Raw genomic sequence first — 26,808 nt, 5'->3', positions numbered from 1 at the left:
TGCGCAGTTCGCCGAAAAAGGATATTCATGAAAAAGCTGTGTTTGCTGGGCCTTGTTGCCACTCTGGCCAGTCACTCCGTCGTTGCCGAGACCAAGCCCGCTGCGCTTAAGGACAAGGACGCGTTCGTCAGCGACCTGCTCGGACAGATGACCCTGGATGAAAAGATCGGCCAGTTGCGCCTGATCAGCATCGGCCCGGAAATGCCCCGCGAGATGATCCGCAAGGAAATCGCCGCAGGGCGCATTGGTGGCACGTTCAACTCCATCACCCGCCCGGAAAACCGTCCGATGCAGGACGCGGCGATGCGCAGCCGCTTGAAGATCCCGATGTTCTTCGCCTATGACGTGATCCACGGCCACCGCACTATTTTCCCGATCAGCCTGGCCCTGGCCTCGAGCTGGGACATGGACGCCATCAGCCGCTCCGGGCGCATTGCCGCCAAGGAAGCCGCCGCCGACAGCCTCGACATCACCTTCGCGCCGATGGTCGATGTTTCCCGCGACGCGCGCTGGGGTCGGACCTCCGAAGGGTTTGGCGAAGACACCTACCTGGTGTCGCGCATCAGTGAAGTGATGGTCAAGGCCTTCCAGGGCCCGAGCCCGGCCCAGGCCGACAGCATCATGGCCAGCGTCAAGCACTTCGCCCTGTACGGCGCGGTGGAAGGCGGGCGCGACTACAACGTGGTCGACATGAGCCCGGTCAAGATGTACCAGGACTACCTGCCGCCCTACCACGCGGCAATCAAGGCCGGCGCCGGCGGGGTGATGGTGGCGTTGAACTCGATCAACGGCGTGCCTGCTACCGCCAACACCTGGCTGATGAACGACCTGTTGCGCAAGGAGTGGGGCTTCAAGGGCCTGACGGTGAGCGACCACGGTGCGATCTTCGAGCTGATCAAGCACGGCGTGGCCAAGGACGGTCGCGAAGCGGCCAAGCTGGCAATCAAGGCGGGCATCGACATGAGCATGAACGACCAGCTCTACGGCAAGGAACTGCCAGGGCTGCTGAAATCCGGCGAGATCGAACAAAGCGACATCGACAACGCGGTGCGTGAAGTGCTCGGTGCCAAGTACGACATGGGCCTGTTTGCCGACCCATACCTGCGTATCGGCAAGGCCGAGGATGATCCGGCCGACACCTATGCCGAAAGCCGCCTGCACCGCAGCGAAGCCCGCGACATCGCGCGGCGCAGCCTGGTGTTGCTGAAAAACCACAACGACACCCTGCCGCTGAAGAAATCCGCGACCATCGCCCTGGTCGGCCCGCTGGCCAAGGCCCCCATCGACATGATGGGCAGTTGGGCCGCCGCCGGTAAGCCCGCGCAATCGGTGACCCTGCTGGACGGCATGAACGCGGTGATCGGCGAAAAGGGCCAGGTGATCTACGCCCGTGGCGCCAACATCACCAGTGACAAGGCGGTGGTGGACTACCTGAACTTCCTCAACTTCGATGCCCCGGAAGTGGTGGATGACCCGCGCTCGGCCCAGGTGCTGATCGACGAAGCGGTCAAGGCCGCGAAAAGCGCCGATGTGGTGGTGGCCGCCGTGGGCGAGTCCCGTGGCATGTCCCACGAATCCTCGAGCCGTACCGACCTGAACATCCCGCAAAGCCAGCGCGACCTGATCAAGGCCCTGAAAGCCACGGGCAAGCCGCTGGTGCTGGTGTTGATGAACGGCCGGCCACTGTCGATCCTCGAAGAGCACCAGCAAGCCGACGCGATCCTGGAAACCTGGTTCGCCGGCACCGAAGGCGGCAACGCGATTGCCGATGTGCTGTTCGGTGACTACAACCCGTCGGGCAAGCTGCCGATCACTTTCCCACGCTCCGTGGGGCAGATTCCGACCTACTACAACCACCTGACCATTGGCCGGCCGTTCACCCCGGGCAAACCGGGCAACTACACCTCGCAGTACTTCGACGACACCACAGCTCCCCTGTATCCGTTCGGTTATGGCCTGAGCTACACCCGTTTCAGCCTGTCGGACATGGCGCTGTCGTCCACCACCTTGAACAAGACCGGCAAGCTCGACGCCAGCGTCACCCTGAAAAACACCGGCAAGCTCGACGGCGAGACCGTGGTGCAGCTGTACATCCAGGACGTGGCCGGCTCGATGATCCGCCCGATCAAGGAACTGAAGAACTTCCAGAAGATCCTGCTCAAGGCCGGTGAATCGAAGGTGGTGCACTTCAGCATTACCGAGGATGACTTGAAGTTCTACAACACCCAGCTCAAGTTCGCCGCCGAACCTGGCCAGTTCAATGTGCAGATCGGGCTGGACTCCCAGGATGTGCAGCAGCAGAGCTTTGAACTGCTCTGATTGAAGCTGTAAACACGGTCAATGTAGGAGCTCGCTTGCCTGCGATGCAGGCACCTCGGTCTATCAGTTACACCGAGGTGCTGCCATCGCAGGCAAGCCAGCTCCTACAGTTGATTGCGGTGTGTTCCCTACCCTCTTCGATCCAGCAGATTGACCACCAACCGGTCGATCCACCCCCACACCCGCTGCTTGACCCGCCGCCATAACGGTCGGGCCTTCCACGCCTCCAGGCTGACCGCCTGGCTCTGGGCGAAATCACGCTCGAAACTGCCCGCCACCGCCAGCGTCAACTCAGGGTCCAGCGCTTCCAGGTTGGCCTCCAGGTTGAAGCGCAGGTTCCAGTGATCGAAATTGCACGAGCCGACGCTCACCCAATCGTCCACCAGCACCATCTTCAGGTGCAGGAAACACGGCTGGTATTCAAAGATCTTCACCCCCGACTTGAGCAGGCGTGGGTAGTAGCGGTGGCCGGCGTAGCGCACCGAAGGATGGTCGGTGCGCGGCCCGGTGAGCAGCAGGCGCACGTCCACACCGCGCCCGGCCGCCCGGCGCAGGGCCCGGCGTACGCCCCAGGTGGGCAGGAAGTACGGCGTGGCTAGCCAGATACGGCGCTGGCCGCTGTTCAAGGCGCGGATCAGCGATTGCAAAATGTCCCGGTGTTGGCCGGCGTCGGCATACGCCACCCGCCCCAGGCCGGGGCCGGTCGCCGGCACTTTGGGCAGGCGCGGCAAGCCAAAATGCGTCGCCGGCTTCCAGGCGCGACGGTGGTCGTTGACCCGCCATTGGCGGTCGAACAGGGCTTGCCAGTCCTGCACCAGCGGGCCGCTGATTTGCACCATGACCTCGTGCCACTCACAGGTGTCCTGCCCAGGGGTCCAGAACTCATCGGTGACCCCAGTGCCGCCCACCACGGCGATGCTCTGGTCGACCAACAACAGCTTGCGGTGGTCGCGGTAGAGGTTGCGCATCCAGCGGCGCCAGCGCAGGCGATTGTAAAAGCGCAACTGCACCCCGGCCTCGAGCAAGCGGCGCCGCAGGCTGAGGGTAAATGCCAGGCTGCCGTAGTCATCGAACAGGCAACGCACCTGCACCCCGCGCTCGGCCGCCTGCACCAGGGCCTTGACCATCTCTTCGGCGCAGGCGCCCGCCTCCACCAGATACAGCTCAAGCTCTACCTGGCGCTCGGCACGGGCGATCGCCACGAGCATCTGCGGGAAAAAATTCGGGCCGTCGATCAGCAATTCGAAGCGGTTGGCGCTGCGCCAGGGGAACACCGCGCCGCTCATGTCAGCGCGCCGTGAAAATCAGCACCGCACCCACCGGCACCGACAGGCTAATCGCGTCCAGGCCAGCGGCCTTGCGCAGAGTCTCGACACCGGTGAGCAAGTCAAAATCCTTGGCGTGCAGCACCAGTGGTTCCAGGGTCACCACCTGGAACCGCCGGTCATCCAGGCGCGTTGCCAGCAGTTCGGCGTTGTAGGTCTGGGTCTTGCCATGCAGGGTGACCGACAGCGGCAGGCGCAACTCCAGTTGTGCGCCGGTAGCCAGGTCGTTGATCGGCTGCAGATTGATTTGCGCGTTGATCAGCGCATCGGGGTAGGTCTTGATCTGGAACAGGTCGTTGCGCATGCGCTCATCGCGCAGCGGGATGCCGCTGTTGACCGACTCCAGTTCAACCTGCAACTGCGCCGCGCCGTTCTCTTCGACCTTGCCATGCAGCACCAAGAAGCGCTGGACTTCGGAGATATCGGTGTTTTTGGTGGTGACGAACGACAGCCGTGAGGATTCGTTATCCAGGTACCACGCAGCCTGCGCGGGCATGGCGGCAGCGGCCAGCAGCAAGAGGGCCAGGGGTTTGAGGATGGATGTGTTGAACATTAAACACTCGCGCGCAGAAAAACCTGCTCGAACATTAACTGGCCGGCCTGCTGCACGCAATGTAACGGTCCCGGCAATTTAACTGTGGGAGCGGGCTTCCACCTTAGGCCAGTGCCTGCTGCACGCCTTGCACGGTGGCCTCAAGGCTCGCCAGATGCAAACTCAGCACCCGCTCCACCGGCGCCTGGTGCATCGGCCAGTGCAACGCCATGCTCCCTACCAATCGGCCATTGGCCCGCACCGGCAGCGCCACCGCGCGGATCAGGAACGGCAGGCGCACCGGGTATTCCCAGTACCCTTCGGTACGCTGGCCAAACCCCTGGTGCTGGGATTGCTCGCAGGCGCGGTATTGATCATCGGCCGCCACATGCTCGCGGCTGGCCAGGCGCTGCACTTCTTCTGCGGCAAGTTCAGCCAGGCATGCCTTGCCCATGGCTGAATGAAACAGGCTGGCATGCTGGCCAACGATCTGGCAGTTGTTCGGGTACAGCTTGCGCAACACCGTGGGGATCGCGCTTTCCATGACTTCCAGGCGTTCACCGTCAAAGTTCGACAAGTCCGCCACCAGCCCGGTGCGTTCGCTGAGTTCCAGCAGCCAGGGCGCCGCGCACTCCACCAGGCGCCGCTTGAAGCGTTGCTGGGTATCGCCGAACAAGCGCTGGGCGCTGAGGCGGTAACGCCGGTCGCTCAGGCCGCGATAGATCCAGCCCTGTTCTTGTAGGGTCAGCAGCATGCGCGAGACCGTGGCCTTGGGCAGGCGTGTCAGGTAATGCAGTTCCTCAAGCCCCAGGGCCTGGTGTTCACCGAGCAACTCGATGATGGCCAGTGCCCGCTCCACGGAGCGCACAGTCCCTGTGTCGACGTTGCTGCCCATGGCTGACCTCCCGGTTGCTGATGGTTGAGCGAATTTCACAGCAAGATACAGGCCGTCACCCGCTCAAGCATTCCGGAGGGCGACGCTGCACCCAGTGCGTCAGTTGTTCGTGGGCATACGCCAGTTGCAGCACCGCGCGATCCGCCTGGGCCGGGCCGATGATTTGCAGGCCCATGGGCAAGCCTTGCGGGTTGAAGCCCACCGGCACACTCATGCTCGGCAGGCCGGCCAATGTGGGGCCGATCACCACCTCCATCCAGCGGTGATAAGTGTCCATGGCCTGCCCCCCGACGACGCGTGGCCAGGGCTGTTGTGCATCGAAAGGGAACACTTGTGCCGTGGGCAGCAGCAGGAAATCGTAACGTTCGAACAACCTGGCCAGGGCGCGGTACCAGTCACTGCGCGCCAGCGACGCCTGATACACATCCGCCGCCCTCAGGCCCAGGCCGCCCTCGACTTCCCACTGCGCTTCAGGCTTGAGCAACGCACGTTTTTGCGGATCGGCATACGCCGCCCCCAGCGTGCCCTGCACCAGCCAATGGCGATGGACCAGCCAGGTTTGCCACAGGCGCTCCATGGAGAAATCCGGCTGGCAGCTTTCCACCTCGCAACCCAACGCGCTGAAGTCGCCGAGGGCCGATTCACACAGCGCCATTACGCCGTCGTCCATCGGCAGATAGCCGTTGTAGTCACCCAGCCAACCCAGACGCGCGCCCTTGAAATCACGGGCCAACGGCGCGCCGAATACGCTGGGGTCGTCCTTGAGCGACAACGGCACCCGCGGGTCATAACCGGCCTGGGTGCCCAACAGCCGCGCCACGTCCGCCACACTGCGCCCCATCGGGCCTTCGGTGGCCAATTGCTGGACAAACACCTCCGGCGCCGGGCCATGGGGCACGCGGCCCTGGGACGGGCGCAGGCCGAATACGTTGTTGAACGCCGCCGGGTTGCGCAGCGAGCCCATCATGTCGCTGCCATCGGCCACCGGCAGCATGCGCAGCGCCAGGGCCACCGCCGCCCCGCCGCTGCTGCCGCCCGCGACCAGGGTCGGGTCGTAGGCATTGCCGGTGGTGCCGAACACCCGGTTGTAAGTCTGCGAGCCGAGGCCGAACTCCGGCACGTTGCTCTTGCCGATGATAATCGCGCCGCTGGCCCGCACCCGTGCCACGGCGATCGCGTCTTCAGTGGGAATCTGTTCGGCGAACAGTGGCGAACCCAGGGTGGTGCGCAGGCCCTGGGTCGCCGCCAGGTCCTTGATGGCCTGGGGCATGCCGTGCATCCAGCCGCGGGAACGGCCCTGCTTGAGCTCAAGATCACAGGCGCGGGCTTCGGCCAGCACATCGGCTTCGTCGCGCAGCGACACCAGGGCATTGACCAATGGATTGAAGCGCGCGATCTGCGCCAGATAGGCCTGCATCACTTCGTGGCAGGACACCTGCCGGGCATGGATCGCCTGGGACAGCTCCAGCGCATCCAGTTCAACGATGTTCAAGGTTTCACCCCCTTGGCAAACCGCGCCGGCGCTGCAGCCCTTGGCGCCTCATGCATGCAGTAAGTGCCCAGCAGCGTCAGGACGCAAGCGAACAGCACATAAAACGCCGGAGCTACCGGTGTCTCCAACACCTTGCTCAGCCACGTCACAATCAGCGGGGCAAAACCGCCGAACAACATCACCGCCACGTTGTAGGCCACCGACACGCCGGTGGAGCGCACCTCGATGGGAAACTGCTCGGCCAGGGCCGTCGGCGCCGGGCCGAAGAAGCCGCCGATGGCGATGCACAGCATCACCTGCATCACCAGCAAGCGCTCGATGGACGGCGCCGCCGCGACCCATACATACAGCGGGTAGACCATCACGAAAAACGCCAGGGTGAAGGCCATCAGCACCGGCCGCCGGCCCAATCGGTCAGAGAGCAGGCCCGACAAAGGGATGACCACGGTCATCAGCGCCACGGCGAACATCTGCACCATCAACACCTGGTCCAGAGGCAGGCCGAGGTTCTTGTGGGCGAAGGTCGGCATATTCACCAGCACCACGTAGAACGACACCGTCGCACCACAGGCCAGGCCCATGCTCACCAGAATGCTGCGCCGATGCTCACGCAGCACTGTCATCAGGCTTGGCGCCGGGCCGGTGGCCTGTTTACGTGCTTCGATAAATTCCTCGGGGTCTTCCATGTGCCGGCGAATCCACAAGCCCACCGGGCCGATCAGCAGGCCGAACACAAACGGCAGGCGCCAGCCCCACAGGTCGAGGGTCTCTGGGGAAAAGAAATGGGTGACCAACGCCACCATCGCCGCGCCACCAAACACTGCCAAACACTGCCCGACCAATTGCCAGGAGCCGTACAGGCCCTTGCGATGGGCCGGTGCGCTTTCCACCAGGAACGCCGTGGCGCTGGCATACTCGCCGCCGGTGGCAAAGCCCTGGAGCATTCGCGCCACCACGATCAACAGCGGCGCGCCCATGCCGATGGCAGCGTAGTTGGGCGCAAACACGATCAGCGCGATAGACACGGTCATCAAGCGGATAATCAACTGCATGGCGGCCTTGCGGCCTTTGCGGTCGGCATACATACCGAGCAGGATGCCGCCCACCGGGCGCATGAAAAAGCCCACGCCGAAGGTGGCCAGGGCCATCAGCAGCGACGCGTATTCATCGCCCGAGGGGAAAAACTGCCGGGCGATGATGCTGGCCAGAAAGCCGTAGACGATGAAGTCGTACCACTCCAGCGCGTTGCCGACCACCGCCGCTACCACTTGCCGGGTGCGGGACACGCCTTTTATTGAAGTCTGCATGAGAACACTCCATTCAACCTGTTGAGGAAAGGTCCAGCGGCAGGAAAAAGGCAGGTGGTCAGGCCGGCTTGAGCCAGCTCTCGGCCAGGGCGCCCCAGTAGGCGGCACCGGTCAGCAGGATCTCGTCGTTGAAGTCATAGGCGGGGTTGTGGACCATCGGCCGCGACACGCCGTTGCCGATAAACAGGTAGCTGCCGGGGCAGCGTTGGAGCATCCAGGCGAAGTCTTCGCTGCCCATCAGCTTGGGCGTGTTGGCGTCAACCGCCGCTTCACCGAGCAAGGCAACGCCGACCTGGCGGGCGAACTCGGTTTCATCGGCATGGTTGACCAGCACCGGATAGGCCGGGCGGTGTTGGATCTGCGCGGTGCAGCCAAAGCTGGCGGCCTGGGTCTGGATGATCGCCTTGACCCGCTCCAGCATCTGCTCGCGCACCGGCGCATTGAGGGCGCGCAGGCTCAGGCGCAGGATCGCCTGCTGGGGAATCACGTTGGCGGCCTGCCCTGCTTGCAGGGCGCCGACCGTGACTACCGCCGCTTCCTGGGCATTGATGTTGCGCGCGACCACCGTCTGCAAGGCCATCACCGTACTGGCGGCGGCCACCAGCGGGTCCACGGTCAGGTGCGGCATGGAACCGTGGCCGCCGACGCCTTCGAGGGTCACGGTGAGCAGGTCCTGGGAAGCCATCATCGGCCCGGTCCGCAGGCCCAGGTGGCCGGCGGGCAAGCCGGGCATGTTGTGCATGCCGAACAGGGCGTCACAGGGAAAGCGCTCCAGCAAGCCATCGGCGAGCATCGCTTCAGCGCCGCCCTGGCCTTCTTCGGCCGGCTGGAAAATCAGGTTGAGGGTGCCGTCGAACCGGCGCGTCGCCGCCAGGTAACGCGCGGCGCCCAGCAGCATGGCGGTGTGACCGTCGTGACCGCAGGCATGCATGCAGCCGGCGTGCTGGCTGCTGTAGGCGACGCCGGTGTTTTCAATAATCGGCAAGGCGTCCATGTCGGCGCGAATCCCCAGGGTACGCGGGCTGCTGCCATTGCGCAGCACGCCCACCACGCCGGTGTGGCCGATGCCGGTATGTACTTCAAACCCCCAGTTCTTCAGGGATTGGGCGACCAGGGCCGAGGTGCGGTTTTCTTCGAACCCAAGTTCAGGGTGGGCGTGGATGTCCTGGCGTACGGCGTACAGGTCGCTGGCGACATCGCTCAGCCAATCCAGGATGTGCTGGTGTGGGCGCATGGTGACTCTCCTCGCAGGCGGGTATTCCCGTTCTTTTTTGTGGCACCGCCACAGATAACCGCGATGGGCGGGCGAGGACAATCAAAGGTGGTTCCACCCTGTGGAACCTTGTGGCAATAGGTGAGCACGCTTGCTTGAACTGAAGTACGAAGTGCCCCCAACAGGCTTATCCCTCACTGCGGAATCGCCTATCAGAGTGATAAAGAGTCAGTTTATTCACGTAGCAACATCTACACCATGAGTTCTGGGCACCAAACAACCAGGAGCGATGGGCACGTGGAGGAAAGTTATCCAAATCTCTCAAGCAAAAAACTCTAAAGGCGCAAGAGAAAACAAAAAAACAATATAAAAAACTGTCACTTTTCACAGTATTCAAAATACGCACAAAAAAATAAAACTACCTTCGAGCCACAACATCACAACCCACACCTAGGAAAAATCATCATGAAAAACTTCAGCACAGAAAAATGCCTATTGGCTTGCTTCGTAGTTTTGACTGCAATCACAAACGCCAATGCAGCACTAGACCCGAAATGTTACGACAACATCCAGGTCGCCAAAGGTATCAGCGACACCCCGCTAAAAAACCCCGATGGCAGCGATAAGATGGTAGGTACCAAAAAACCCATCAGCATCGATATTGCGTTTCCAAATCCCTTACCCGCAGGCGGCACCGCCACTTTTGACCTTTCTAAATCAAAAGTACCTAGTGTGGAAATGGAAACCCCTGCCCCAGTGCTTCATCCAGAGTTCACACTAATCTCTTCCACCAAATACACCTACACTTACAAAATCCCCATCCGTGCAAGTGACTATCACGGAAAGTTTACGGTAATAGACACTTACTGCGGCTTTTCAAACTCACAAACCAAGTTGCTCATGCCTGTCAGGTAAATCACCACATCACATATTTGGAAGTGCGGGTTTATGACCGATATTGAGAACCTTCTATCGGACAATCACATCATCGATTTACGATCCTGTCCGCCAATCTGCTTCCCTTGGCTGTTGGTCAGCGCCGAGCCTGCAGTTCTTTACCTTGCGCAGTGGTGAGCTAAACATCACAACAATCGACACCCCTGCCGTTCCCCTATCCACCGCGCCGTATGCGTGCGCCCCAACCCACTCGCCGTCACTTCACTGCGTTCCGGCGTGTCGACCAACGCACTGGTCGGCACGTACTGCTTCACATACCCCAGGCAATAGTCAGCAGGATTGCCCGCCACATACCGACACGAGCAATACTCCTTGGCCGTATACGCCGCGATGATGTCGGGGAACGCTTGCAGGTTGACGCGCTCATGCCAGGCCCACCCCAGCAAGGCGAGCAACAGCAGGAGAAACAGGCTGATAAACGGACGGCGCCGGATCATGGTTGCACCGCCGCGAGCACGCGCTTGAGCAGTTCGTTGTGGCGGTAGCTGCCGTCGCGGTCATCGCCATAGCGCACGATCACCAGCCTTGCCTCGGGCAACACATACAACGCCTGGCCCCAGTGACCCAGGGCCGCGAAGGTATCGTCGGGCGCATCCGGCCAGGGTCGGGCTGCGCCCTGCACTTGACGGTTGAGCCACCAGTGGCCGCCGGGCACCGCTTCGTCCTGACCCGCGATGTACTGCGCCAGGGGTTGGCGATTGAAGTCGACCCAGGCCTTGGGTAGCAACTGCCGCTCGCCCCAGCGCCCGTCCCGCGCCATCAACAAGCCAATTCGTGCCAGGTCGCGGGCGGTCATATAGGCATAGGACGAGGCAACAAAGGTTTCATTGGCGTCGCTTTCCCAGGTGGCGCTGCGAATGCCCAGGGGCGTGAACAGCGCGGTCCACGGGTAATCGACATAAGCCTTGTGGCCGAGCATGCCCTTGAGGGCGGCGGACGCCAGATTGCTGTCGCCGCTGGAGTAGCGAAACGCCTGGCCCGCAGCGCTGAAGGCGTGGGTGTCGGCGGCAAACTCTGCCATGTCGGCACGGCCACGGGTGTAGAGCATGGCCACCACCGAGGATTTCAGCGGCGCGTATTCGTAGTCTTCCTGCCAGTCCAGGCCCGAGGTCCAGTTCAGCAGGTGCGCCAGGGTGATGTTCGGGTGCTGTTTCATCGGTGGATAAAAGCGCGCGACCGGGTCGCTGAGCTTGAAGCGGTTTTCGCCGTAGGCAACGCCAAGCACCGTGGCCAGCAGGCTCTTGCTGATGGACCAGGTCAGGTGCGGCGTGCTTGCGCTAGTGGGTGCGGCGTAGCGTTCATAAATGACTTCGCCGTCGCGGATCACCAACAGTGCGTCGGTGCGGATGCCTTCGCGGGTGATGTCATTGCGGGCCGGGAACGCATAGTCCTCCAGCGCCTTGACGGCGGGACCGGCCAACTGTGGGCCCAGGGACCACTCCCGCACCGGCCAGGCCTGGGCATGTGCGGTAGCGGTGAACAGCAGCAAGGCGACGCACAACAGGCCTTTGACCATGGACTAGCACTCGGGGGCATTCAGGCCCGCGAGCCTAATGCAGATAAATGACGGTTTGGCGACAGGCCTGGGAGCCACTATATAGCTCCTGTGGGGGCGGGCTTGCCCGCGATGGCCATAGGTATCTACACAACTCTTTCGTGGTTCTTGGGGTGGTGAACATATCCGTTTTTGCGGTTACGGCGGCTATTGGTTCCGCCCTTACGGCGGCTCACTTTTGTAGAGCGCAAAAGTAAGCAAAACGCTCTTGCCCCACCACTCGGTGCCTCGCCTAGGCTCGGCATGCCCGCAGTCAGGCATTGCTCCGTGGGCCCGCCGCGATCGGCCATCCATGGCCGTGTCGCGGCTACCCCGGCATCCATGCCGGGGTGCCCACTGCGCAATACCTGCCTGCGGCCAGCGTGGTTTAACGGGGCGCTTAAGATCAAAAGCCAGATCAAAAGCAGAGCAACAGCAAAGCCAGAGCGCGAAGCTGCCTTCCCCTGTAGGAGCTGGCTTGCCTGCGATGGCGGTGTATCAGTCGATAAATGTATTGGCTGATGCACCGTCATCGCAGGCAAGCCAGCTCCTACAGAGTCCGCGCACGCTTCGATGATCAGGTCGGCTGTCAGGCCGCCTCGCTTTGCTTTTGATCTTAGGCGCCCCGTTAAACCACGCAGGCCGTCAGGGCGGAACCCCAAGTGGCCATGACCGCAGCAATGGATATGTACACAAACCTAAGAATCACTAAAGAGTTGTGTAGATACCTATACCCCGATGGCGGTATATCAGTCACCGCCTGTATTGCCTGACCCACTGCTATCGCGGGCAAGCCCGCTCCCACACACACTCATCCCACAGTCAGCGGGGTGCTGGGTTCAGGGCTTTTTCCAGGCGTTTGGCCCGGGCGCTGGCGGCGAGGTCCAGCACGGCTTGGTCGCGCTGCCACATGGCGGCCCACGCCCCTTGAGCCATCGCTTGATTGACCTGCGGCTTTAGCGCTTCGAACTGCGCAAACAATCCTCCCAACAACACATGCCCCGCCGCCGATGCGCTGGGCTGGCGAATGACCTCGGCGCAGCCGGCCAGCAGCGCCAATAACTGCAGGCGCAGGGCCTGGGGCCAGTCGCACTCCTGGCCGATGCCATGTAGCCAGGCGGTCATCGCGCTCAGTACATAGCTGTCCTCCAGGGTGCGGAAGGGTTTGACGTAATCGTCCCAACCATCCCCCGGCAAGCGCTCGCAGGCGGCGTGGTCGAGGTGGACGCGGCCGTGGCTGATGTCGGGCATCAAGGCGATCGCGGGCAAGGGTTCTACGCGTACGCCGGGCTCGCCGGCCAGCACCACGGCCAGGGTCAGGCGTGGCTTTTCATCGGCGGCCTCGCAACGGGCGGCGATCAACAGCCAGTCGGCCGCATCGCCGGCGGTGACGAAGTCTTTGCGCCCGCTCAGGCGCAGGTCGTCCAGGCGCGTTTGCATGTCCAGCGGGCGCAGGCTGCGCTGTTCGGTCGCACACAAGGCGCCCAGGCTGTGGGGCGCGCTGGGCCATAACGCGCGCAACGCCGCTTGATAGCCCACCAGGAACGCCAGGCCGGGCGTGGCCATCAGCCGCGCGCCCTGGGTCGCCAACTCAAAGGGCGCCACCTGCCCCAGGCGTTGCAATAAAACGCTGTAGCCCTCGGCCAGGTTGGCGTGGACGGGCAGTCGGTCGGGTCGATCGAGCAAAGCGTGCCAGGGCATGGAGGGCTCCTTGGGGGCTGTCATCTAAGCGTCACCGTAGATTCATGGAGATGACACCGGGGGTACATAGCCTGACTTTGCACAACAAAGTCGACTGGCCGCAACCCTGGCCGGCACCTGGAGACTCGCCATGACTCAGATCGCCCGCATCAGTGACACCGGCAATGAACGCCGTCTGCAAGCCGAACGCCTGATCGGCGCCCAGGCTTTGCAGGAAGCCCAGGCCTTGCGTTTCAGCGTTTTCAGCGGCGAGTTCAATGCCAAGCTCAAAGGCGCAGAACTGGGCCTGGACATGGATGACTATGATGTTCACTGCAGCCACATTGGCGTACGGGACTTGAACACCGGGCGACTGGTTGCCACCACCCGGCTGCTGGATCACCAGGCGGCCAGCACCCTGGGCCGGTTCTACAGCGAAGAAGAATTCAGCCTCCACGGCCTGTTGCATTTGCAGGGGCCGATCCTGGAAATCGGCCGTACCTGTGTCGACCCGGCCTACCGCAACGGCGGCACTATCGCGGTGCTGTGGGGCGAGTTGGCCGAAGTCCTCAACCAGGGCGGCTACAGCTACCTGATGGGCTGCGCGAGCATCCCGATGCATGACGGTGGCATCCAGGCCCACGCAATCATGCAGCGCCTGCGCGAACGCTACTTGTGCAACGAACACCTGCGCGCCGAGCCGAAAAAGCCCCTGCCAAGCCTGGATTTGCCATCCAACGTCATCGCCGAAATGCCGCCGCTGCTCAAGGCCTACATGCGCCTGGGCGCGAAGATCTGCGGCGAGCCGTGCTGGGACGAGGATTTCCAGGTGGCCGACGTGTTCATCCTGCTCAAGCGCGACGAGTTGTGCCCGCGTTATGCCCGTCACTTCAAGGCGGCCATGTGATGGGCCGCCTGCGGGTTTACGGGCGGATCGCCCGCGTGCTGTTGGTGGTGGCGCTGGGCTTGAGCATGGCCGGGGTGTTTGGCCTGTTCGAACGCTTGGGCGTGGCCAATTCCATGGTGCGGCGCCAGCGCTGGTCGCGGTTTTTCATGGCGCGTCTGAGCAATGCCCTGCCCTTTCGCGTGAGCGTGCACGGTGAGTTACCGCAACAGCCCATGCTGTGGGTCAGCAACCATGTGTCCTGGACCGATATCCCGCTGCTGGGGATGGTGGCGCCGCTGTCGTTCCTGTCCAAGGCCGAAGTGCGCACCTGGCCAGTGGCGGGTTGGTTGGCCGCCAAGGCCGGCAGCCTGTTTATCCGCCGGGGCTCGGGGGACAGCCAATTGATCCGCAAGCAGATGACCCGGCATCTCGAGCAAAAACACCCGCTGCTGATGTTCCCCGAGGGCACCACCACTGATGGCCGCAGCCTGCGCACCTTTCATGGCCGGCTGCTGGCCAGTGCGATTGATGCCGATGTGGCGCTGCAACCGGTGGCGATCCGTTATCTGCGCGATGGGCAGATTGATCCGCTCGCGCCGTTTATTGGTGACGATGATTTGCTCTCGCACCTGATGCGTCTGTTTGGCAACGATCAGGGCGACGTTGAGATTCATCTGCTCAAACCCATTGCCTGCGCCGGGCAGGAGCGTGCGGCGCTGGCGTACCAGGCGCAGCAGGCGGTGCAGAAGGCGTTGTTTGGAGCGGTGCCGCAAAGCGAGCAAGTGCCGGTTCGGCCGGCGTACGCGGCCTGAGGCAAACACGCAAAAAATGTAGGAGCTGGCTTGCCTGCGATAGCAGTGGCGACTGATGCACCGCCATCGCAGGCAAGCCAGCTCCCACATTAGATCGGCGTGGATATTTGACTATCTGCATAGGCCTGCAACTGGGGATAGAACACCCGGAAATCCTCGCTCAACGGCTCATACAGCACCCGCAGTTCCTGCATCGCCCGGTCCAGTTCCTGAGGTTGGCTCAGGCGCCGGGCAATCCCCCGCAGCACGTGCTCCATTACCGCGAACTCGCGGTAGGAACCCAGCCAGTCATCGGCCGCCATATACGGTGCAATCTGCGCCAGGCGCCCTGGCAGCTGCGGTTCGGCCGCCAGCACCCGGTACACCTGGGAGGTAAAGCGTTCCAGCGGCTGGTCGGCATACTGTGCCCAATCGCGCGCCAGGCAATGGTCGAAGAACACGTCGAGGACGATCCCCGCATAGCGGCGCCGGGTCAGGGTGAACCGTGACAACGCCTGCCCGACCAACGGGTGGCTGTCGGTGAAACGGTCAATGGAGCGATGCAGCTGGATCGCCGCCTCGATTTGCGGGTGGTACTGGCCCTGCAGGCGGCCTTTGACGAAATCGCCATAGAGGCTGCCCAGCAGTTGTGCAGGAAGTTGGCCGCCGAGGTGTAGATGTGCGAGATAATTCATGGCGCGCAGTTTAGCACTGCCGCCAACGTATCGTTATAACCCGATATACCGATTTATCTGGTAACAAGATCAAAATCGTATTGGTATATCGGGATATAGCGATTTAAAGTTCGCCTCATCGCGATATAACGTTTTACCCACACCGAGCCCTGCCATGTCCATTGACCTCGACGAAATAATAAAAGCCCTGGCACACCCAGTACGGCGAGACATTCTCAACTGGCTGAAAGACCCGAAAGTGCAGTTCCCCGAACAAGTGCACAACCACGAGTACGGCATCTGCGCCGGCCAGATCGATCAACGCTGCGGCCTGTCGCAGTCTACCGTCTCGGCGCACCTGGCCACCCTGCAACGGGCGGGCTTGATCAGCAGCCAGAAAGCCGGGCAGTGGCACTTTTTCCGCCGCAATGAAGACGTGATCCAAGCGTTTATCCAAGCCATCACCGAAGAACTCAGCCCACCGCTGTAAAGGACCCCACAATGCCTCTCTCGCTACTCATACTGGCCTTAAGCGCCTTCGCCATCGGTACCACCGAATTCGTCATCATGGGCCTGTTGCCCGATGTGGCGGCCGACCTCGGTGTGTCGATTCCAGGCGCCGGCTGGCTGGTGACCGGCTATGCCCTGGGCGTGGCCATCGGTGCACCTTTCATGGCACTGGCCACCGCCAAGCTGCCGCGCAAGGCTGCCCTGGTAGCGCTGATGGGCATTTTCATCATCGGCAACCTGCTCTGCGCCCTGGCCAGTGACTACAACGTGCTGATGTTTGCCCGTGTGGTGACCGCGCTGTGCCACGGTGCCTTCTTCGGCATCGGCTCGGTGGTGGCCGCCAACCTGGTGCCGGCCAACAAGCGCGCTTCGGCGGTGGCCCTGATGTTTACCGGCCTGACCCTGGCCAATGTGCTCGGCGTGCCCCTGGGCACCGCGCTGGGCCAGGAAGCCGGCTGGCGCTCGACCTTCTGGGCGGTGACGGTGATTGGTGTGATTGCGCTGATCGGCCTGATCCGCTTCCTGCCGGCCAAGCGTGATGAAGAGAAACTCGATATGCGCGCCGAACTGGCGGCCCTCAAGGGTGCCGGGATCTGGTTGTCGCTGAGCATGACCGCGCTGTTTGCCGCGTCGATGTTCACCCTCTTCACCTACGTCGCGCCGCTGCTCGGCGATGTCACCGGCATCTCGCCCAAAGGTGTGACCTGGACCCTGCTGCTGATCGGCCTGGGCCTGACCGTGGGCAACATCATCGGTGGCAAGCTGGCGGACAAGCGCCTGGCGGCCACCCTGATCGGCGTGTTCATCAGCATGGCCGTGGTGTCCACCGCACTGACCTGGACCAGCGTCGCCATCATCCCCACCGAAATCACCTTGTTCCTCTGGGCCACCGCGTCGTTTGCCGCCGTGCCGGCATTGCAGATCAACGTGGTGACCTTCGGCAAGGCCGCACCCAACCTGGTGTCGACCCTCAACATCGGCGCTTTCAACATCGGCAACGCCCTGGGCGCCTGGGTTGGCGGCAGTGTGATTGCCCATGGTTTCGGCCTGACCAGCGTGCCGTTGGCGGCTGCGGCCCTGGCGATCCTGGCGCTGCTGGTCACGCTGATCACGTTCCGCCAGAGCGGCGATGCCGACCTGGCCCCCGCCACTAATTAACCACTTAGAACAGACGAGTGTTTGCGATGACGACTATTTTCGATCCAATCCAACTGGGTGATGTGCAGCTGTCGAACCGCATCATCATGGCGCCGCTGACCCGCTGCCGTGCCGATGCCGGCCGCGTGCCGAATGCGCTGATGGCTGAATACTATGTGCAGCGGGCCTCTGCCGGGCTGATCCTCAGCGAGGCCACCTCGGTGACGCCGATGGGCGTGGGCTACCCGGACACCCCGGGCATCTGGTCCAACGACCAGGTGCGCGGCTGGACCAACATCACCAAGGCCGTGCACGGCGCCGGCGGCAAGATCTTCCTGCAACTGTGGCATGTGGGGCGGATCTCCCACCCGTCGTACCTGAACGGCGAGACCCCGGTAGCACCGAGCGCCATCCAACCTGCCGGCCACGTCAGCCTGGTGCGCCCGCTGGCCGACTATCCGACCCCACGCGCCCTGGAAACCGCAGAAATCGCCGATATCGTCGATGCCTACCGCGTGGGCGCCGAGAACGCCAAGGCCGCCGGCTTTGACGGGGTGCAAGTGCATGGGGCCAATGGCTACCTGCTCGACCAGTTCCTGCAAAGCAGCACCAACCAGCGCACCGACGAGTATGGCGGCTCTGTGGAGAACCGCGCACGGCTGTTGCTGGAAGTGACCGATGCAGTGATCGAAGTCTGGGGCGCTGGCCGTGTGGGCATGCATTTGTCGCCACGGGCCGACCTCCATGACATGGGCGATGCCAACCTGGCAGAAACCTTTACCTACGTCGCCCGTGAATTGGGCAAGCGTGGCATCGCCTTTATCAGCGCCCGCGAGAAAGACGCCGACGACAGCCTGGGCCCGCACTTGAAAGCTGCGTTCGGTGGCCCGTTTATCGCCAACGAGCGCTTCACCAAGGACAGCGCCAATGCCTGGCTGGCAGCGGGCAAGGCCGATGCGGTAGCCTTCGGCGTTCCGTTTATCGCCAACCCGGACCTGCCGGCGCGCCTCAAAGCCGATACACCGCTGAACGAAGCCATTGCGCAAACCTTCTACACCCCAGGCCCGGTCGGCTATATCGACTACCCGACCCTGGCGCTCTGACCCGCAACAACGCAAAAGCCCCGGCTCACAAGAGCCGGGGCTTTTTATTGGATCTTCAAAACACCGCTGCCCAATGTAGGAGCGGGCTTGCCCGCGATAGCGGTGGGCCAGCCAGCACATCACCTAGCGATAGTTCGCTCCCACAGGTTCGGTAACATTCCTTCACAGCAATGCAACAATATCGCTACAAAATACTTAGCCGGCTACCTTTCAACCTGGCGCCAGCGCGTATATAAAGTCACCCCACAAATAAGCCGGAAGGACGATTGACCGTCCTTGGGCTTTACTATTGACACAAACAGACGTAATTACGCATTTTGTATCAATTGCGCAGGCTGGGGCTCAAGCGCAGCATGTCCAGCCCGATATCCACCAGGCGCTCGGCCTGCTGATACAGCTCGAAACTGTCAGGCACCAGAAGCCACTGGCCAACAAGCCCGTTGATGTAGGCATGAATGCACACCGCCCCACGAGCGGTGTCGAGGTTTTCCGGAAGTTGCCCGCGGTGGACTGCATTGCGCAACGTCAGGCCGATACGCAGGTTGCACTCAAGGCTATGGGTCTGGCGTTGACGGCGCATGTCGCACATTTCGTCGGTAAATTCGCACTTATGGAACAGGATCTCATTAATGCGCCGAGTCTTCGGGTCCAGGGCCACCTGATGAAAAAGATGGATCAGCAGCTTGCGCATGCAGCCCAGCGGATCTACCTCATCCTCGCTTTCACTGGCCCTGGCCAATTCGTCCAGGGGTTCGTGCAGCGTGTCGAGCAGTGCCTGCAACAGGTCCGACTTGTTGCTGAAGTGCCAATAGATCGCGCCCCGCGTCACCCCCGCCCGCGCCGCGATATCCGCCAGCGTAGTGCGCGCAACACCGCGCTCATAAAAGGCTTGCTCGGCGGCTTCAAGTATCTGGCTGCGCGTTTCCTGAGCTTCCTCTTTGGTACGACGAACCATGGCAGTAACACCTCAATCAGGACACGGGCGGTGGTGGATAACCACCTTCTGAATAATTATGGGACGACGCCTTCATGGGCATCGAACGTACTAGAATCGAGGCTTTGGGCATTGCTTTGTAAGGATTCCGCGAAGCCTGTCAAGAGTTTACAAACAACCATGAACGTAAGTATATTGCCTAGCAAGCTACTTATCTACTCACTGTCTGTTTTTTACCCTTCCACACTTCTTGTGCGCATCAAGCGCGCCTGACCCGAGGATCTTCATGCAACTTAAGCCAGCTGTTACCGCTCTGGTCACTGCCGTCGCCCTGGCATCGCTGCTCAGCGGATGTAAAAAGGAAGAAGCGGCGCCGCCCGCTCAAACCCCTCAGGTCGGCGTGGTCACCCTTCAACCTCAAGCCTATACCCTGACCTCCGAATTGCCGGGCCGCACCACTGCGTTCCGCATCGCGGAAGTCCGCCCCCAGGTCAATGGCATCATTCTCAAGCGCCTGTTCAAGGAAGGCGGCGACGTCAAGGAAGGCCAGCAGCTCTATCAGATCGATCCGTCGGTGTATGAGGCGACCCTGAAAAGCGCCCAGGCCAACCTGCAACAGACCAAGTCGATTGCCGACCGCTACAAACAACTGGTCAACGAGCAGGCGGTCAGCCGCCAGGAATACGACACCGCCGTATCCAACCGCATGACTTCCGAAGCCAACCTGCAGACGGCTCAGATCAACGTGCGCTACACCAAGGTGTTCGCCCCGATCTCCGGGCGTATCGGGCGTTCCTCGGTCACCGAAGGCGCATTGGTCAGCAATGGCCAGGCAGACGCCATGGCCGTGATCCAGCAACTGGACCCGATCTACGTCGACGTCACGCAATCCTCCGCCGAGATGCTGAAACTGCGTCGCGACCTGGAAAGCGGCCAACTGCAGAAAGCCGGTGAAAACGCGGCCATGGTCAAGCTGACCCTGGAAGACGGCAGCGAATACACCCAGCAAGGCCGCCTGGAATTTTCCGAAGTGTCGGTCGACCAGACCACTGGCTCGGTAACCCTGCGCGCTGTGTTCCCCAACCCTGATCACACCCTGTTGCCGGGCATGTTTGTCCACGCACAATTGCAGGCCGGCGTGAACAGCAAGGCGATCCTCGCCCCACAACAAGGCGTGACCCGCGACATCCGGGGCATCCCGACTGCGCTGGTCGTCACCGCCGACAACAAGGTCGAACAGCGCGTGCTGGTGGCCAACCGTACCGCCGGCGCCTACTGGCTGGTGGAAAAGGGCCTGAATGCCGGTGACCGTGTGATCACCGAAGGCTTGCAGTTCATCAAGCCGGGCATCACGGTTGAAGCGAAGGAAGCCACCAACGCCAAGCCCGCCGGTTCTGCTCCTGCCGCCGCCGCTGGCAAAGGGGAGTAATACATGTCGAAATTTTTTATCGACCGTCCCATTTTCGCCTGGGTAATAGCCCTGGTGATCATGCTGGTCGGGGCACTGTCGATCCTGAAGTTGCCCATCAACCAATACCCGGCCATCGCGCCAACCGCCATTGATATCCAGGTGACCTACCCAGGCGCGTCCGCACAAACCGTGCAGGACACCGTGGTGCAGGTGATCGAGCAGCAGCTCAACGGTATCGACAACCTGCGTTATGTCGCCTCGGACAGTAACTCCGACGGCAGCATGACTATCACCGCGACGTTCAACCAGGGTACCAACCCGGACATCGCCCAGGTTCAGGTACAGAACAAGCTGAACCTGGCGACCCCATTGCTGCCGCAAGAAGTGCAGCAGCAGGGGATCCGCGTAACCAAGTCGGTGAAGAACTTCCTGATGGTGATCGGCCTGGTATCCGAAGACGGCACCATGAGCAAGGATGACCTGTCCAACTACATCGTTTCCAACATCCAGGACCCGATTTCGCGGACATCTGGGGTGGGTGACTTCCAGGTCTTCGGTTCCCAGTACGCCATGCGTATCTGGCTGGACCCGGCCAAGTTGAACAACTTCCAGATGACCCCGGTGGATGTCAGCAGTGCCATTGCGGCGCAGAACGTCCAGGTGGCCACCGGCCAGTTGGGTGGCCTGCCAGCCCTGCCCGGCACTCAGTTGAACGCCACCATCATCGGCAAGACTCGCCTGCAAAGCGCCGAGCAGTTTGAAAAGATCCTCCTGCGCGTGAACAGCGATGGTTCCCAAGTGCGCCTGGGCGATGTCGCCCGTGTCGAGCTGGGTGGCCAGAACTACAGCATCAGCGCCCAGTTCAACGGCAAGCCGGCTTCCGGCATGGCGATCAAACTGGCATCGGGCGCCAACGCCCTGGACACCGCCAAGGCCATCCGTGCCACGGTCGCGTCCCTGGAGCCGTTCTTCCCGCCAGGCATGAAAGCCGTGGTTCCGTATGACACCACACCGGTGGTGACCGAATCGATTTCCGGGGTAGTCGATACCCTGGTCGAGGCGATCATCCTGGTGTTCCTGGTGATGTACCTGTTCCTGCAAAACTTCCGCGCCACCATCATCACCACCATGACGGTACCGGTGGTGTTGCTGGGTACGTTCGGCATCCTCGCGGCCTTTGGTTTCACCATCAACACCTTGACCATGTTCGGCATGATCCTGGCCATCGGCTTGCTGGTGGACGATGCGATCGTGGTGGTGGAAAACGTCGAGCGGGTGATGGCCGAGGAGCACCTGTCGCCCAAGGAGGCGACGGTCAAGTCCATGAGCCAGATCCAGGGCGCCCTGGTGGGTATTGCCCTGGTCCTGTCGGCGGTATTGCTGCCGATGGCGTTCTTCGGCGGCTCCACCGGCGTGATCTATAAACAGTTCTCCATCACCATTGTGTCGGCGATGGCCCTGTCGGTGCTGGTTGCACTGATCTTCACCCCAGCCTTGTGCGCCACCATGCTCAAGCCGATCGACCCCGAGAAACACGGCCAACCCAAGCGTGGTTTCTTCGGCTGGTTCAACCGTACCTTCGACCGTGGCGTACTGAGCTACGAGCGTGGCGTGGGCAACATGATCAAGCACAAGGCGCCTTCGTTCCTGGTGTACCTGATCATCTTCGCCGGCATGATCTGGCTGTTCACCCGTATTCCAAGCGCGTTCCTGCCCGAGGAAGACCAGGGTGTGATCTTCGCCCAGGTGCAGACACCGGTTGGTTCTTCGGCCGAACGCACCCAGACCGTTATCGACGACATGCGTGCCTTCCTGTTGAACGACAAGGAAGGTGAGCCCGGTGAAGGCAAGGCCGTGCAATCGGTATTTACCGTAAACGGCTTCAACTTTGCCGGTCGTGGCCAAAGCTCGGGCCTGGCATTCGTCATGCTCAAGCCATGGGACCAGCGCGACGCATCGATGTCGGTGTTCGAAGTGGCCAAGCGTGCCCAGGGATACTTCTTCCAGACCTTCAAGGACGCCATGGTGTTTGCCATCGTGCCCCCATCGGTACTGGAGTTGGGTAACGCCACCGGTTTCGACGTGTTCCTGCAGGACCAGGGCGGTGTGGGTCACGATGCCTTGATGAACGCACGTAACCAGTTCCTCGGCATGGCCGCGCAGAGCAAGATCCTGGCCGGCGTACGTCCCAACGGCGTCAACGATGAGCCGCAGTACGAGCTGACCATTGATGACGAGAAGGCCAGTGCCCAGGGCATCAGCCTGTCGAGCATCAACCAGACCCTGGCGATTGCCTTGGGTGGCAGCTACGTCAATGACTTCATCGACCGCGGTCGAGTGAAGAAGGTCTACATCCAGGGTGAGGCCGCTGGCCGGATGTCCCCTGAAGACCTGAACAAATGGTTCGTGCGCGCCAACGACGGGAAGATGGTGCCATTATCAGCAATTGCCTCTGGTAACTGGATCTTCGGCTCGCCGAAACTGTCGCGGTACAACGGCGTAGCGGCGATGGAAGTCCTCGGGACCCCGGCGCCTGGCTACAGCACCGGTGACGCGATGGCGGAAGTCGAGCGCATCGCCAAGCAATTGCCGGCGGGTGTGGGCTATGCCTGGACCGGTCTGTCGTATGAAGAACGCTTGTCCGGCTCCCAGGCGCCTGCGCTGTATGCCCTGTCGTTGCTGGTGGTGTTCCTCTGCCTGGCAGCGCTGTACGAAAGCTGGTCGATCCCGATTGCGGTGGTGTTGGTAGTCCCGCTGGGCGTGATCGGTGCACTGATGGCCACCAGCCTGCGAGGACTGTCCAACGACGTGTTCTTCCAGGTGGGGTTGTTGGTGACCGTGGGCCTGGCCTCGAAGAACGCCATCCTGATCGTGGAATTTGCCAAGGAGCTGCATGAGCAGGGCAAGGGCATCGTCGAGGCGGCCATCGAGGCGTCCCGCATGCGTCTGCGTCCGATCATCATGACGTCCATGGCGTTCGTCCTCGGCGTACTGCCGCTGGCGATCTCCTCGGGCGCAGGTTCAGGCAGCCAACACGCAATCGGTACCGGGGTGATTGGCGGTATGATCACTGCCACCGTCCTGGCGATCTTCTGGGTGCCACTGTTCTTCGTGACCGTGTCCGCCATGGGTAGCCGGAAAAAAACTGACAAGTCCGATACACCGAATACTCCTAAAGAGGCTGGCTAATGCGCAAGTCGCTACTCTCCCTGGCAGTCACGGCATTCGTGCTCAGTGGCTGCTCGCTGATCCCTGATTATCAGCAGCCTGAAGCGCCGGTTGCCGCCCAGTTCCCGCAGGGGCCGGCGTACTCGTCGGCCCAGGCGCCGAGCCAGGCCGCTGCCGAGCAAGGCTGGAAGCAGTTTTTCCACGATCCTGCCCTGCAGCAACTGATCCAGGTCGCACTGGTCAACAACCGTGACCTGCGTGTCGCGGCGCTGAACATCGACGCCTTTGCCGCGCAGTACCGCATCCAGCGTGCCGACCTGTTCCCGGCCGTCGGCGCCAATGGCAGCGGCAGCCGCCAGCGCGTTCCGGCACGGGCCTCGCAAACCGGCGAATCGAACATCACCAGTTCCTACTCGGCGACCCTCGGGATCAACGCCTACGAACTGGACCTGTTCGGCCGGGTGCGCAGCCTGAGCGAAGAAGCGTTGCAGAAATACTTCGCCACTGAAGAAGCACGCCGCAGCACGCAGATCAGCCTGGTGGCCAGCGTGGCCAATGCCTACCTGACCTGGCAAGCGGACAAGGAACTGCTCAAGCTGACCCAGGACACCCTGGCCGCCTACGAGCAGAGCTTCAAGCTCACCTCGCGCAGCAACGAAGTCGGCGTGGCCTCGGCCCTGGACTTGAGCCAGGCGCGCACCTCGGTTGAAAGCGCCCGTGTGCAACTGGCCCGCTACACCCGCCAGGTGGCCCAGGACGAAAACAACCTGACCCTGCTGCTGGGCACCGGCCTGCCGGCGAATCTCGCCACTCAGCCGCTGTCCGACGACCTGTTGAGCGAAGTACCGGCCGGCCTGCCCTCAGACCTGCTGCAACGTCGCCCCGACATCCTGCAGGCCGAGCACAACCTCAAGGCTGCCAACGCCAACATCGGCGCGGCACGGGCTGCGTTCTTCCCGAGCATCAGCCTGACCGCCAATGCCGGGACCTTGAGCCCGGACCTCGGTGGCCTGTTCAAGGGCGGCTCGGGTACCTGGTCGTTCGCGCCGCAGATCAACATCCCGATCTTCAACGCCGGTAGCCTGCGCGCCAGCCTGGACTACTCGAAGATCCAGAAAGAGATCAACGTCGCGACCTACGAGAAGTCGATCCAGACCGCGTTCCAGGAAGTCTCCGACGGCCTGGCGGCACGTGCGACCTACAACCAACAGTTGCAGGCCCAGCGTGATTTCGTCGCGGCCAACCAGGACTACTACCGCCTGGCCGAGCGTCGCTACCGCATTGGGGTTGATAGCAACCTGACCTTCCTCGACGCCCAACGCCAGCTGTTCGCTGCCCAGCAAACGCTGATCACCGACCGCCTGGCCCAACTGACCAGCGAAGTGACCTTGTACAAGGCCCTCGGTGGCGGTTGGAACGAACAGACGGCGAAGAATGAGCCGGTGAAAGAAGAAGCGCCGAAGCTCAAGTTGTTCTGATCGGCGTAGCAACACATGAAGCCCACCCTTTGGTGGGCTTTTTCATGGGCGCACAGTTTCGTGCGATCACCGCCCAAAACCCGCCCTCCCCCAATTGAACCGCCCCACACACGCCCCGCACCATGGCCCACACCTGAAAACCACCAATAACAACAGGTCCCATGCCATGAGCACCTTGCACCCTCGCCGGCTATTGCTGGCTACCGCTGTCGCCAGCCTTGCCCTCCCAGTTGTTGCCCAGGAACACGGCTTTCTGGAAGATGCCAGCGCCAACCTCAACCTGCGCAATTTCTTCTTCAACCGCAATTTCACCAACCCGACCAAGGCCCAGGGCGGCGCGCAAGAGTGGACGCAGAGTTTCATCCTTGATGCCAAGTCCGGTTTCACCCAGGGCACCGTGGGGTTCGGGGTGGATGTGCTGGGCATGTATTCGCAAAAGCTCGACGGCGGCGGCGGCTCCGGCGGCACCCAATTGCTGCCCCTGGACCACGATGGCAAGCCGGCCGATAACTTCGGGCGCCTGGGGGTGGCGTTCAAGGCACGGATTTCCCAGACCGAGTTGAAAGTCGGCGAGTGGATGCCGGTACTGCCGATCCTGCGTTCGGACGATGGCCGCTCACTGCCGCAAACCCTGCGCGGCGGGCAGATCACCTCCAAAGAAATCGCCGGCCTGACCCTGTATGGCGGCCAGTTCCGCGCCAACAGCCCGCGTGACGACAGCAGCATGACGGACATGTCGATGTTCGGGAAAACCGCGTTCACCTCCGATCGCTTCAACTTCCAGGGTGCCGAATACGCGTTCAACGACAAACGTACCCAGGTCGGCGTGTGGAATGCCCAGCTCAAGGACATCTACCGCCAGCAATACCTCAACCTGACCCACAGCCAGCCCCTGGGCGACTGGACCCTGGGGGCCAACCTCGGCTTCTTCTACGGCCAGGACGACGGCAGCGCCCGGGCCGGCAACCTGGACAACAAGACCTGGTCCGGCCTGTTCTCCGCCAGGTACGGTGGCAACACCTTCTACGTCGGCCTGCAAAAACTCAGCGGCAACAGCGCGTGGATGCGAGTCAATGGCACCAGCGGCGGCACCCTGGCCAACGACAGCTTCAATGCCAGCTATGACAACGCCGAGGAAAAATCCTGGCAGGTACGCCATGACTACAACTTCGCCGCCCTGGGCGTGCCCGGCCTGACCTTGATGAACCGCTACATCAGCGGCAGCAACGTGCACACCGCCACTGTCAACGATGGCAAGGAATGGGGCCGGGAAAGCGAAGTGGGCTACACCGTGCAAAGCGGCAGCCTGAAAAATCTTACAATGCGCTGGCGCAATTCCAGCATGCGCCGCGACTACAGCAACAATGAGTTTGATGAGAACCGGTTGATCGTCAGCTATCCAATCAGCTTGTTGTAGTGACAGGGCGAACGGCAAAAAGCCCGCGCCGTCCGACGACTTTTC

The 26,808-nt window shown here is 62.0% G+C and carries 22 protein-coding genes; 11 read left to right on the top strand and 11 right to left on the bottom strand.

The genetic code is table 11. The features are described from left to right. Nucleotides 1-27: 27 nt before the first annotated feature. Nucleotides 28-2,319: a beta-glucosidase BglX gene (gene bglX / locus HBO19_RS22925; RefSeq protein ID WP_170058364.1), complete on the top strand. Its 2,292-nt coding sequence runs from the start codon at nucleotides 28-30 to the stop codon at nucleotides 2,317-2,319. Between the two features lie 128 nt (nucleotides 2,320-2,447). Here bglX and HBO19_RS22920 read toward each other — a convergent pair whose 3' ends face one another. The 6 genes from HBO19_RS22920 to HBO19_RS22895 form a co-directional block, all read right to left on the bottom strand. Further along, nucleotides 2,448-3,605: a phosphatidylserine/phosphatidylglycerophosphate/cardiolipin synthase family protein gene (locus HBO19_RS22920; RefSeq protein ID WP_169956795.1), complete on the bottom strand. Its 1,158-nt coding sequence runs from the start codon at nucleotides 3,603-3,605 to the stop codon at nucleotides 2,448-2,450. A 1-nt stretch (nucleotide 3,606) separates the two neighbouring features. After that, nucleotides 3,607-4,197 carry a YceI family protein gene (locus HBO19_RS22915; protein ID WP_169956797.1) on the bottom strand — a complete coding sequence of 197 codons (591 nt, stop codon included), beginning with the start codon at nucleotides 4,195-4,197 and terminating at the stop codon, nucleotides 3,607-3,609. A 103-nt stretch (nucleotides 4,198-4,300) separates the two neighbouring features. Beyond that, nucleotides 4,301-5,071 carry an IclR family transcriptional regulator gene (locus HBO19_RS22910; protein WP_169955539.1) on the bottom strand — a complete coding sequence of 257 codons (771 nt, stop codon included), beginning with the start codon at nucleotides 5,069-5,071 and terminating at the stop codon, nucleotides 4,301-4,303. 55 nt (nucleotides 5,072-5,126) lie between these two features. After that, entirely contained in the window at nucleotides 5,127-6,563 is a 1,437-nt protein-coding gene (locus tag HBO19_RS22905) for an amidase (RefSeq protein WP_170058363.1), read from the bottom strand. Further along, on the bottom strand, nucleotides 6,560-7,870 hold the full coding sequence (locus tag HBO19_RS22900; RefSeq protein ID WP_170058362.1) for a citrate-proton symporter: 1,311 nt from the start codon (nucleotides 7,868-7,870) through the stop codon (nucleotides 6,560-6,562). The genes HBO19_RS22905 and HBO19_RS22900 overlap by 4 nt, the downstream gene beginning before the upstream one ends. A 58-nt stretch (nucleotides 7,871-7,928) precedes the next feature. Continuing rightward, on the bottom strand, nucleotides 7,929-9,104 hold the full coding sequence (locus HBO19_RS22895; RefSeq protein WP_170058361.1) for a M20 aminoacylase family protein: 1,176 nt from the start codon (nucleotides 9,102-9,104) through the stop codon (nucleotides 7,929-7,931). Nucleotides 9,105-9,548: 444 nt separating this feature from the next. Between HBO19_RS22895 and HBO19_RS22890 the strand changes: the two genes are divergently transcribed. Next, nucleotides 9,549-9,998 carry a hypothetical protein gene (locus HBO19_RS22890; protein ID WP_169955535.1) on the top strand — a complete coding sequence of 150 codons (450 nt, stop codon included), beginning with the start codon at nucleotides 9,549-9,551 and terminating at the stop codon, nucleotides 9,996-9,998. A 167-nt stretch (nucleotides 9,999-10,165) separates the two neighbouring features. Here the strand turns inward: HBO19_RS22890 and HBO19_RS22885 are convergent, their stop codons facing one another. From HBO19_RS22885 to HBO19_RS22875, 3 genes are all read right to left on the bottom strand, one after another. Then, complete coding sequence (locus tag HBO19_RS22885; RefSeq protein WP_169955534.1) at nucleotides 10,166-10,477, bottom strand: amidase; 312 nt, start codon at nucleotides 10,475-10,477, stop codon at nucleotides 10,166-10,168. Beyond that, complete coding sequence (locus tag HBO19_RS22880; protein WP_170058360.1) at nucleotides 10,474-11,556, bottom strand: serine hydrolase; 1,083 nt, start codon at nucleotides 11,554-11,556, stop codon at nucleotides 10,474-10,476. The genes HBO19_RS22885 and HBO19_RS22880 overlap by 4 nt, the downstream gene beginning before the upstream one ends. Nucleotides 11,557-12,396: 840 nt before the next feature. Continuing rightward, nucleotides 12,397-13,275, bottom strand: coding sequence for an acyl-CoA dehydrogenase family protein (locus tag HBO19_RS22875; protein ID WP_169955532.1), 879 nt, complete (start codon nucleotides 13,273-13,275; stop codon nucleotides 12,397-12,399). 130 nt (nucleotides 13,276-13,405) lie between these two features. Between HBO19_RS22875 and olsB the strand changes: the two genes are divergently transcribed. Then, entirely contained in the window at nucleotides 13,406-14,161 is a 756-nt protein-coding gene (olsB, locus tag HBO19_RS22870) for an L-ornithine N(alpha)-acyltransferase (RefSeq protein WP_057439788.1), read from the top strand. Then, a complete protein-coding gene (locus tag HBO19_RS22865) occupies nucleotides 14,161-14,952 on the top strand; it encodes a lysophospholipid acyltransferase family protein (protein ID WP_170042891.1) in 792 nt (263 codons plus the stop codon). Before olsB ends, HBO19_RS22865 begins: the two co-directional genes overlap by 1 nt. 89 nt (nucleotides 14,953-15,041) lie before the next feature. Here the strand turns inward: HBO19_RS22865 and HBO19_RS22860 are convergent, their stop codons facing one another. Continuing rightward, nucleotides 15,042-15,626, bottom strand: a complete 585-nt coding sequence (locus HBO19_RS22860; protein ID WP_169955530.1) for an ACP phosphodiesterase — start codon at nucleotides 15,624-15,626, stop codon at nucleotides 15,042-15,044. 154 nt (nucleotides 15,627-15,780) lie between these two features. On the opposite strand from HBO19_RS22860, the gene HBO19_RS22855 reads away from it, so the two are divergent. The 3 genes from HBO19_RS22855 to HBO19_RS22845 are packed head-to-tail and all read left to right on the top strand — an operon-like array spanning nucleotide 15,781 to nucleotide 18,355. After that, entirely contained in the window at nucleotides 15,781-16,095 is a 315-nt protein-coding gene (locus tag HBO19_RS22855) for a helix-turn-helix transcriptional regulator (RefSeq protein ID WP_029297039.1), read from the top strand. Nucleotides 16,096-16,106: 11 nt separating this feature from the next. Further along, on the top strand, nucleotides 16,107-17,273 hold the full coding sequence (locus HBO19_RS22850; RefSeq protein ID WP_169955529.1) for an MFS transporter: 1,167 nt from the start codon (nucleotides 16,107-16,109) through the stop codon (nucleotides 17,271-17,273). Between the two features lie 26 nt (nucleotides 17,274-17,299). Continuing rightward, complete coding sequence (locus HBO19_RS22845; RefSeq protein ID WP_169955528.1) at nucleotides 17,300-18,355, top strand: alkene reductase; 1,056 nt, start codon at nucleotides 17,300-17,302, stop codon at nucleotides 18,353-18,355. Nucleotides 18,356-18,677: 322 nt separating this feature from the next. Here the strand turns inward: HBO19_RS22845 and HBO19_RS22840 are convergent, their stop codons facing one another. Continuing rightward, nucleotides 18,678-19,310 (bottom strand): TetR family transcriptional regulator, encoded by a 633-nt coding sequence (locus tag HBO19_RS22840; RefSeq protein ID WP_032858025.1) that lies wholly within the window; start codon nucleotides 19,308-19,310, stop codon nucleotides 18,678-18,680. Between the two features lie 265 nt (nucleotides 19,311-19,575). On the opposite strand from HBO19_RS22840, the gene HBO19_RS22835 reads away from it, so the two are divergent. From HBO19_RS22835 to HBO19_RS22820, 4 genes are all read left to right on the top strand, one after another. Beyond that, the gene (locus HBO19_RS22835; RefSeq protein ID WP_169955527.1) at nucleotides 19,576-20,718 is read left to right on the top strand and encodes an efflux RND transporter periplasmic adaptor subunit; all 1,143 of its coding nucleotides are present in this window, start codon (nucleotides 19,576-19,578) and stop codon (nucleotides 20,716-20,718) included. 3 nt (nucleotides 20,719-20,721) lie between these two features. After that, the gene (locus HBO19_RS22830) at nucleotides 20,722-23,889 is read left to right on the top strand and encodes an efflux RND transporter permease subunit (RefSeq protein ID WP_169955526.1); all 3,168 of its coding nucleotides are present in this window, start codon (nucleotides 20,722-20,724) and stop codon (nucleotides 23,887-23,889) included. Next, on the top strand, nucleotides 23,889-25,346 hold the full coding sequence (adeC, locus tag HBO19_RS22825) for an AdeC/AdeK/OprM family multidrug efflux complex outer membrane factor (RefSeq protein WP_170042893.1): 1,458 nt from the start codon (nucleotides 23,889-23,891) through the stop codon (nucleotides 25,344-25,346). Before HBO19_RS22830 ends, adeC begins: the two co-directional genes overlap by 1 nt. Nucleotides 25,347-25,512: 166 nt before the next feature. After that, nucleotides 25,513-26,763, top strand: a complete 1,251-nt coding sequence (locus tag HBO19_RS22820; RefSeq protein WP_170058359.1) for an OprD family porin — start codon at nucleotides 25,513-25,515, stop codon at nucleotides 26,761-26,763. The last annotated feature ends 45 nt before the right edge of the window (nucleotides 26,764-26,808 follow it).

It is taken from the genome of Pseudomonas sp. WS 5021 (assembly GCF_012985535.1).
GTDB lineage: Bacteria > Pseudomonadota > Gammaproteobacteria > Pseudomonadales > Pseudomonadaceae > Aquipseudomonas.
This window is presented reverse-complemented; position numbering and strand designations above follow the sequence as displayed.

Bases quoted from the DNA above. Each gene is read 5' to 3' on its own strand.
- HBO19_RS22850 (WP_169955529.1), top strand. From the start codon at position 16,107: ATGCCTCTCTCGCTACTCATACTGGCCTTAAGCGCCTTCGCCATCGGT.
- adeC (WP_170042893.1), top strand. From the start codon at position 23,889: ATGCGCAAGTCGCTACTCTCCCTGGCAGTCACGGCATTCGTGCTCAGT.
- HBO19_RS22860 (WP_169955530.1), bottom strand. From the start codon at position 15,626: ATGAATTATCTCGCACATCTACACCTCGGCGGCCAACTTCCTGCACAA.
- HBO19_RS22845 (WP_169955528.1), top strand. From the start codon at position 17,300: ATGACGACTATTTTCGATCCAATCCAACTGGGTGATGTGCAGCTGTCG.
- HBO19_RS22875 (WP_169955532.1), bottom strand. From the start codon at position 13,275: ATGCCCTGGCACGCTTTGCTCGATCGACCCGACCGACTGCCCGTCCAC.
- HBO19_RS22915 (WP_169956797.1), bottom strand. From the start codon at position 4,197: ATGTTCAACACATCCATCCTCAAACCCCTGGCCCTCTTGCTGCTGGCC.
- bglX (WP_170058364.1), top strand. From the start codon at position 28: ATGAAAAAGCTGTGTTTGCTGGGCCTTGTTGCCACTCTGGCCAGTCAC.
- HBO19_RS22900 (WP_170058362.1), bottom strand. From the start codon at position 7,870: ATGCAGACTTCAATAAAAGGCGTGTCCCGCACCCGGCAAGTGGTAGCG.
- olsB (WP_057439788.1), top strand. From the start codon at position 13,406: ATGACTCAGATCGCCCGCATCAGTGACACCGGCAATGAACGCCGTCTG.
- HBO19_RS22910 (WP_169955539.1), bottom strand. From the start codon at position 5,071: ATGGGCAGCAACGTCGACACAGGGACTGTGCGCTCCGTGGAGCGGGCA.
- HBO19_RS22835 (WP_169955527.1), top strand. From the start codon at position 19,576: ATGCAACTTAAGCCAGCTGTTACCGCTCTGGTCACTGCCGTCGCCCTG.
- HBO19_RS22880 (WP_170058360.1), bottom strand. From the start codon at position 11,556: ATGGTCAAAGGCCTGTTGTGCGTCGCCTTGCTGCTGTTCACCGCTACC.
- HBO19_RS22840 (WP_032858025.1), bottom strand. From the start codon at position 19,310: ATGGTTCGTCGTACCAAAGAGGAAGCTCAGGAAACGCGCAGCCAGATA.
- HBO19_RS22920 (WP_169956795.1), bottom strand. From the start codon at position 3,605: ATGAGCGGCGCGGTGTTCCCCTGGCGCAGCGCCAACCGCTTCGAATTG.
- HBO19_RS22885 (WP_169955534.1), bottom strand. From the start codon at position 10,477: ATGATCCGGCGCCGTCCGTTTATCAGCCTGTTTCTCCTGCTGTTGCTC.
- HBO19_RS22820 (WP_170058359.1), top strand. From the start codon at position 25,513: ATGAGCACCTTGCACCCTCGCCGGCTATTGCTGGCTACCGCTGTCGCC.
- HBO19_RS22895 (WP_170058361.1), bottom strand. From the start codon at position 9,104: ATGCGCCCACACCAGCACATCCTGGATTGGCTGAGCGATGTCGCCAGC.
- HBO19_RS22865 (WP_170042891.1), top strand. From the start codon at position 14,161: ATGGGCCGCCTGCGGGTTTACGGGCGGATCGCCCGCGTGCTGTTGGTG.
- HBO19_RS22855 (WP_029297039.1), top strand. From the start codon at position 15,781: ATGTCCATTGACCTCGACGAAATAATAAAAGCCCTGGCACACCCAGTA.
- HBO19_RS22890 (WP_169955535.1), top strand. From the start codon at position 9,549: ATGAAAAACTTCAGCACAGAAAAATGCCTATTGGCTTGCTTCGTAGTT.
- HBO19_RS22830 (WP_169955526.1), top strand. From the start codon at position 20,722: ATGTCGAAATTTTTTATCGACCGTCCCATTTTCGCCTGGGTAATAGCC.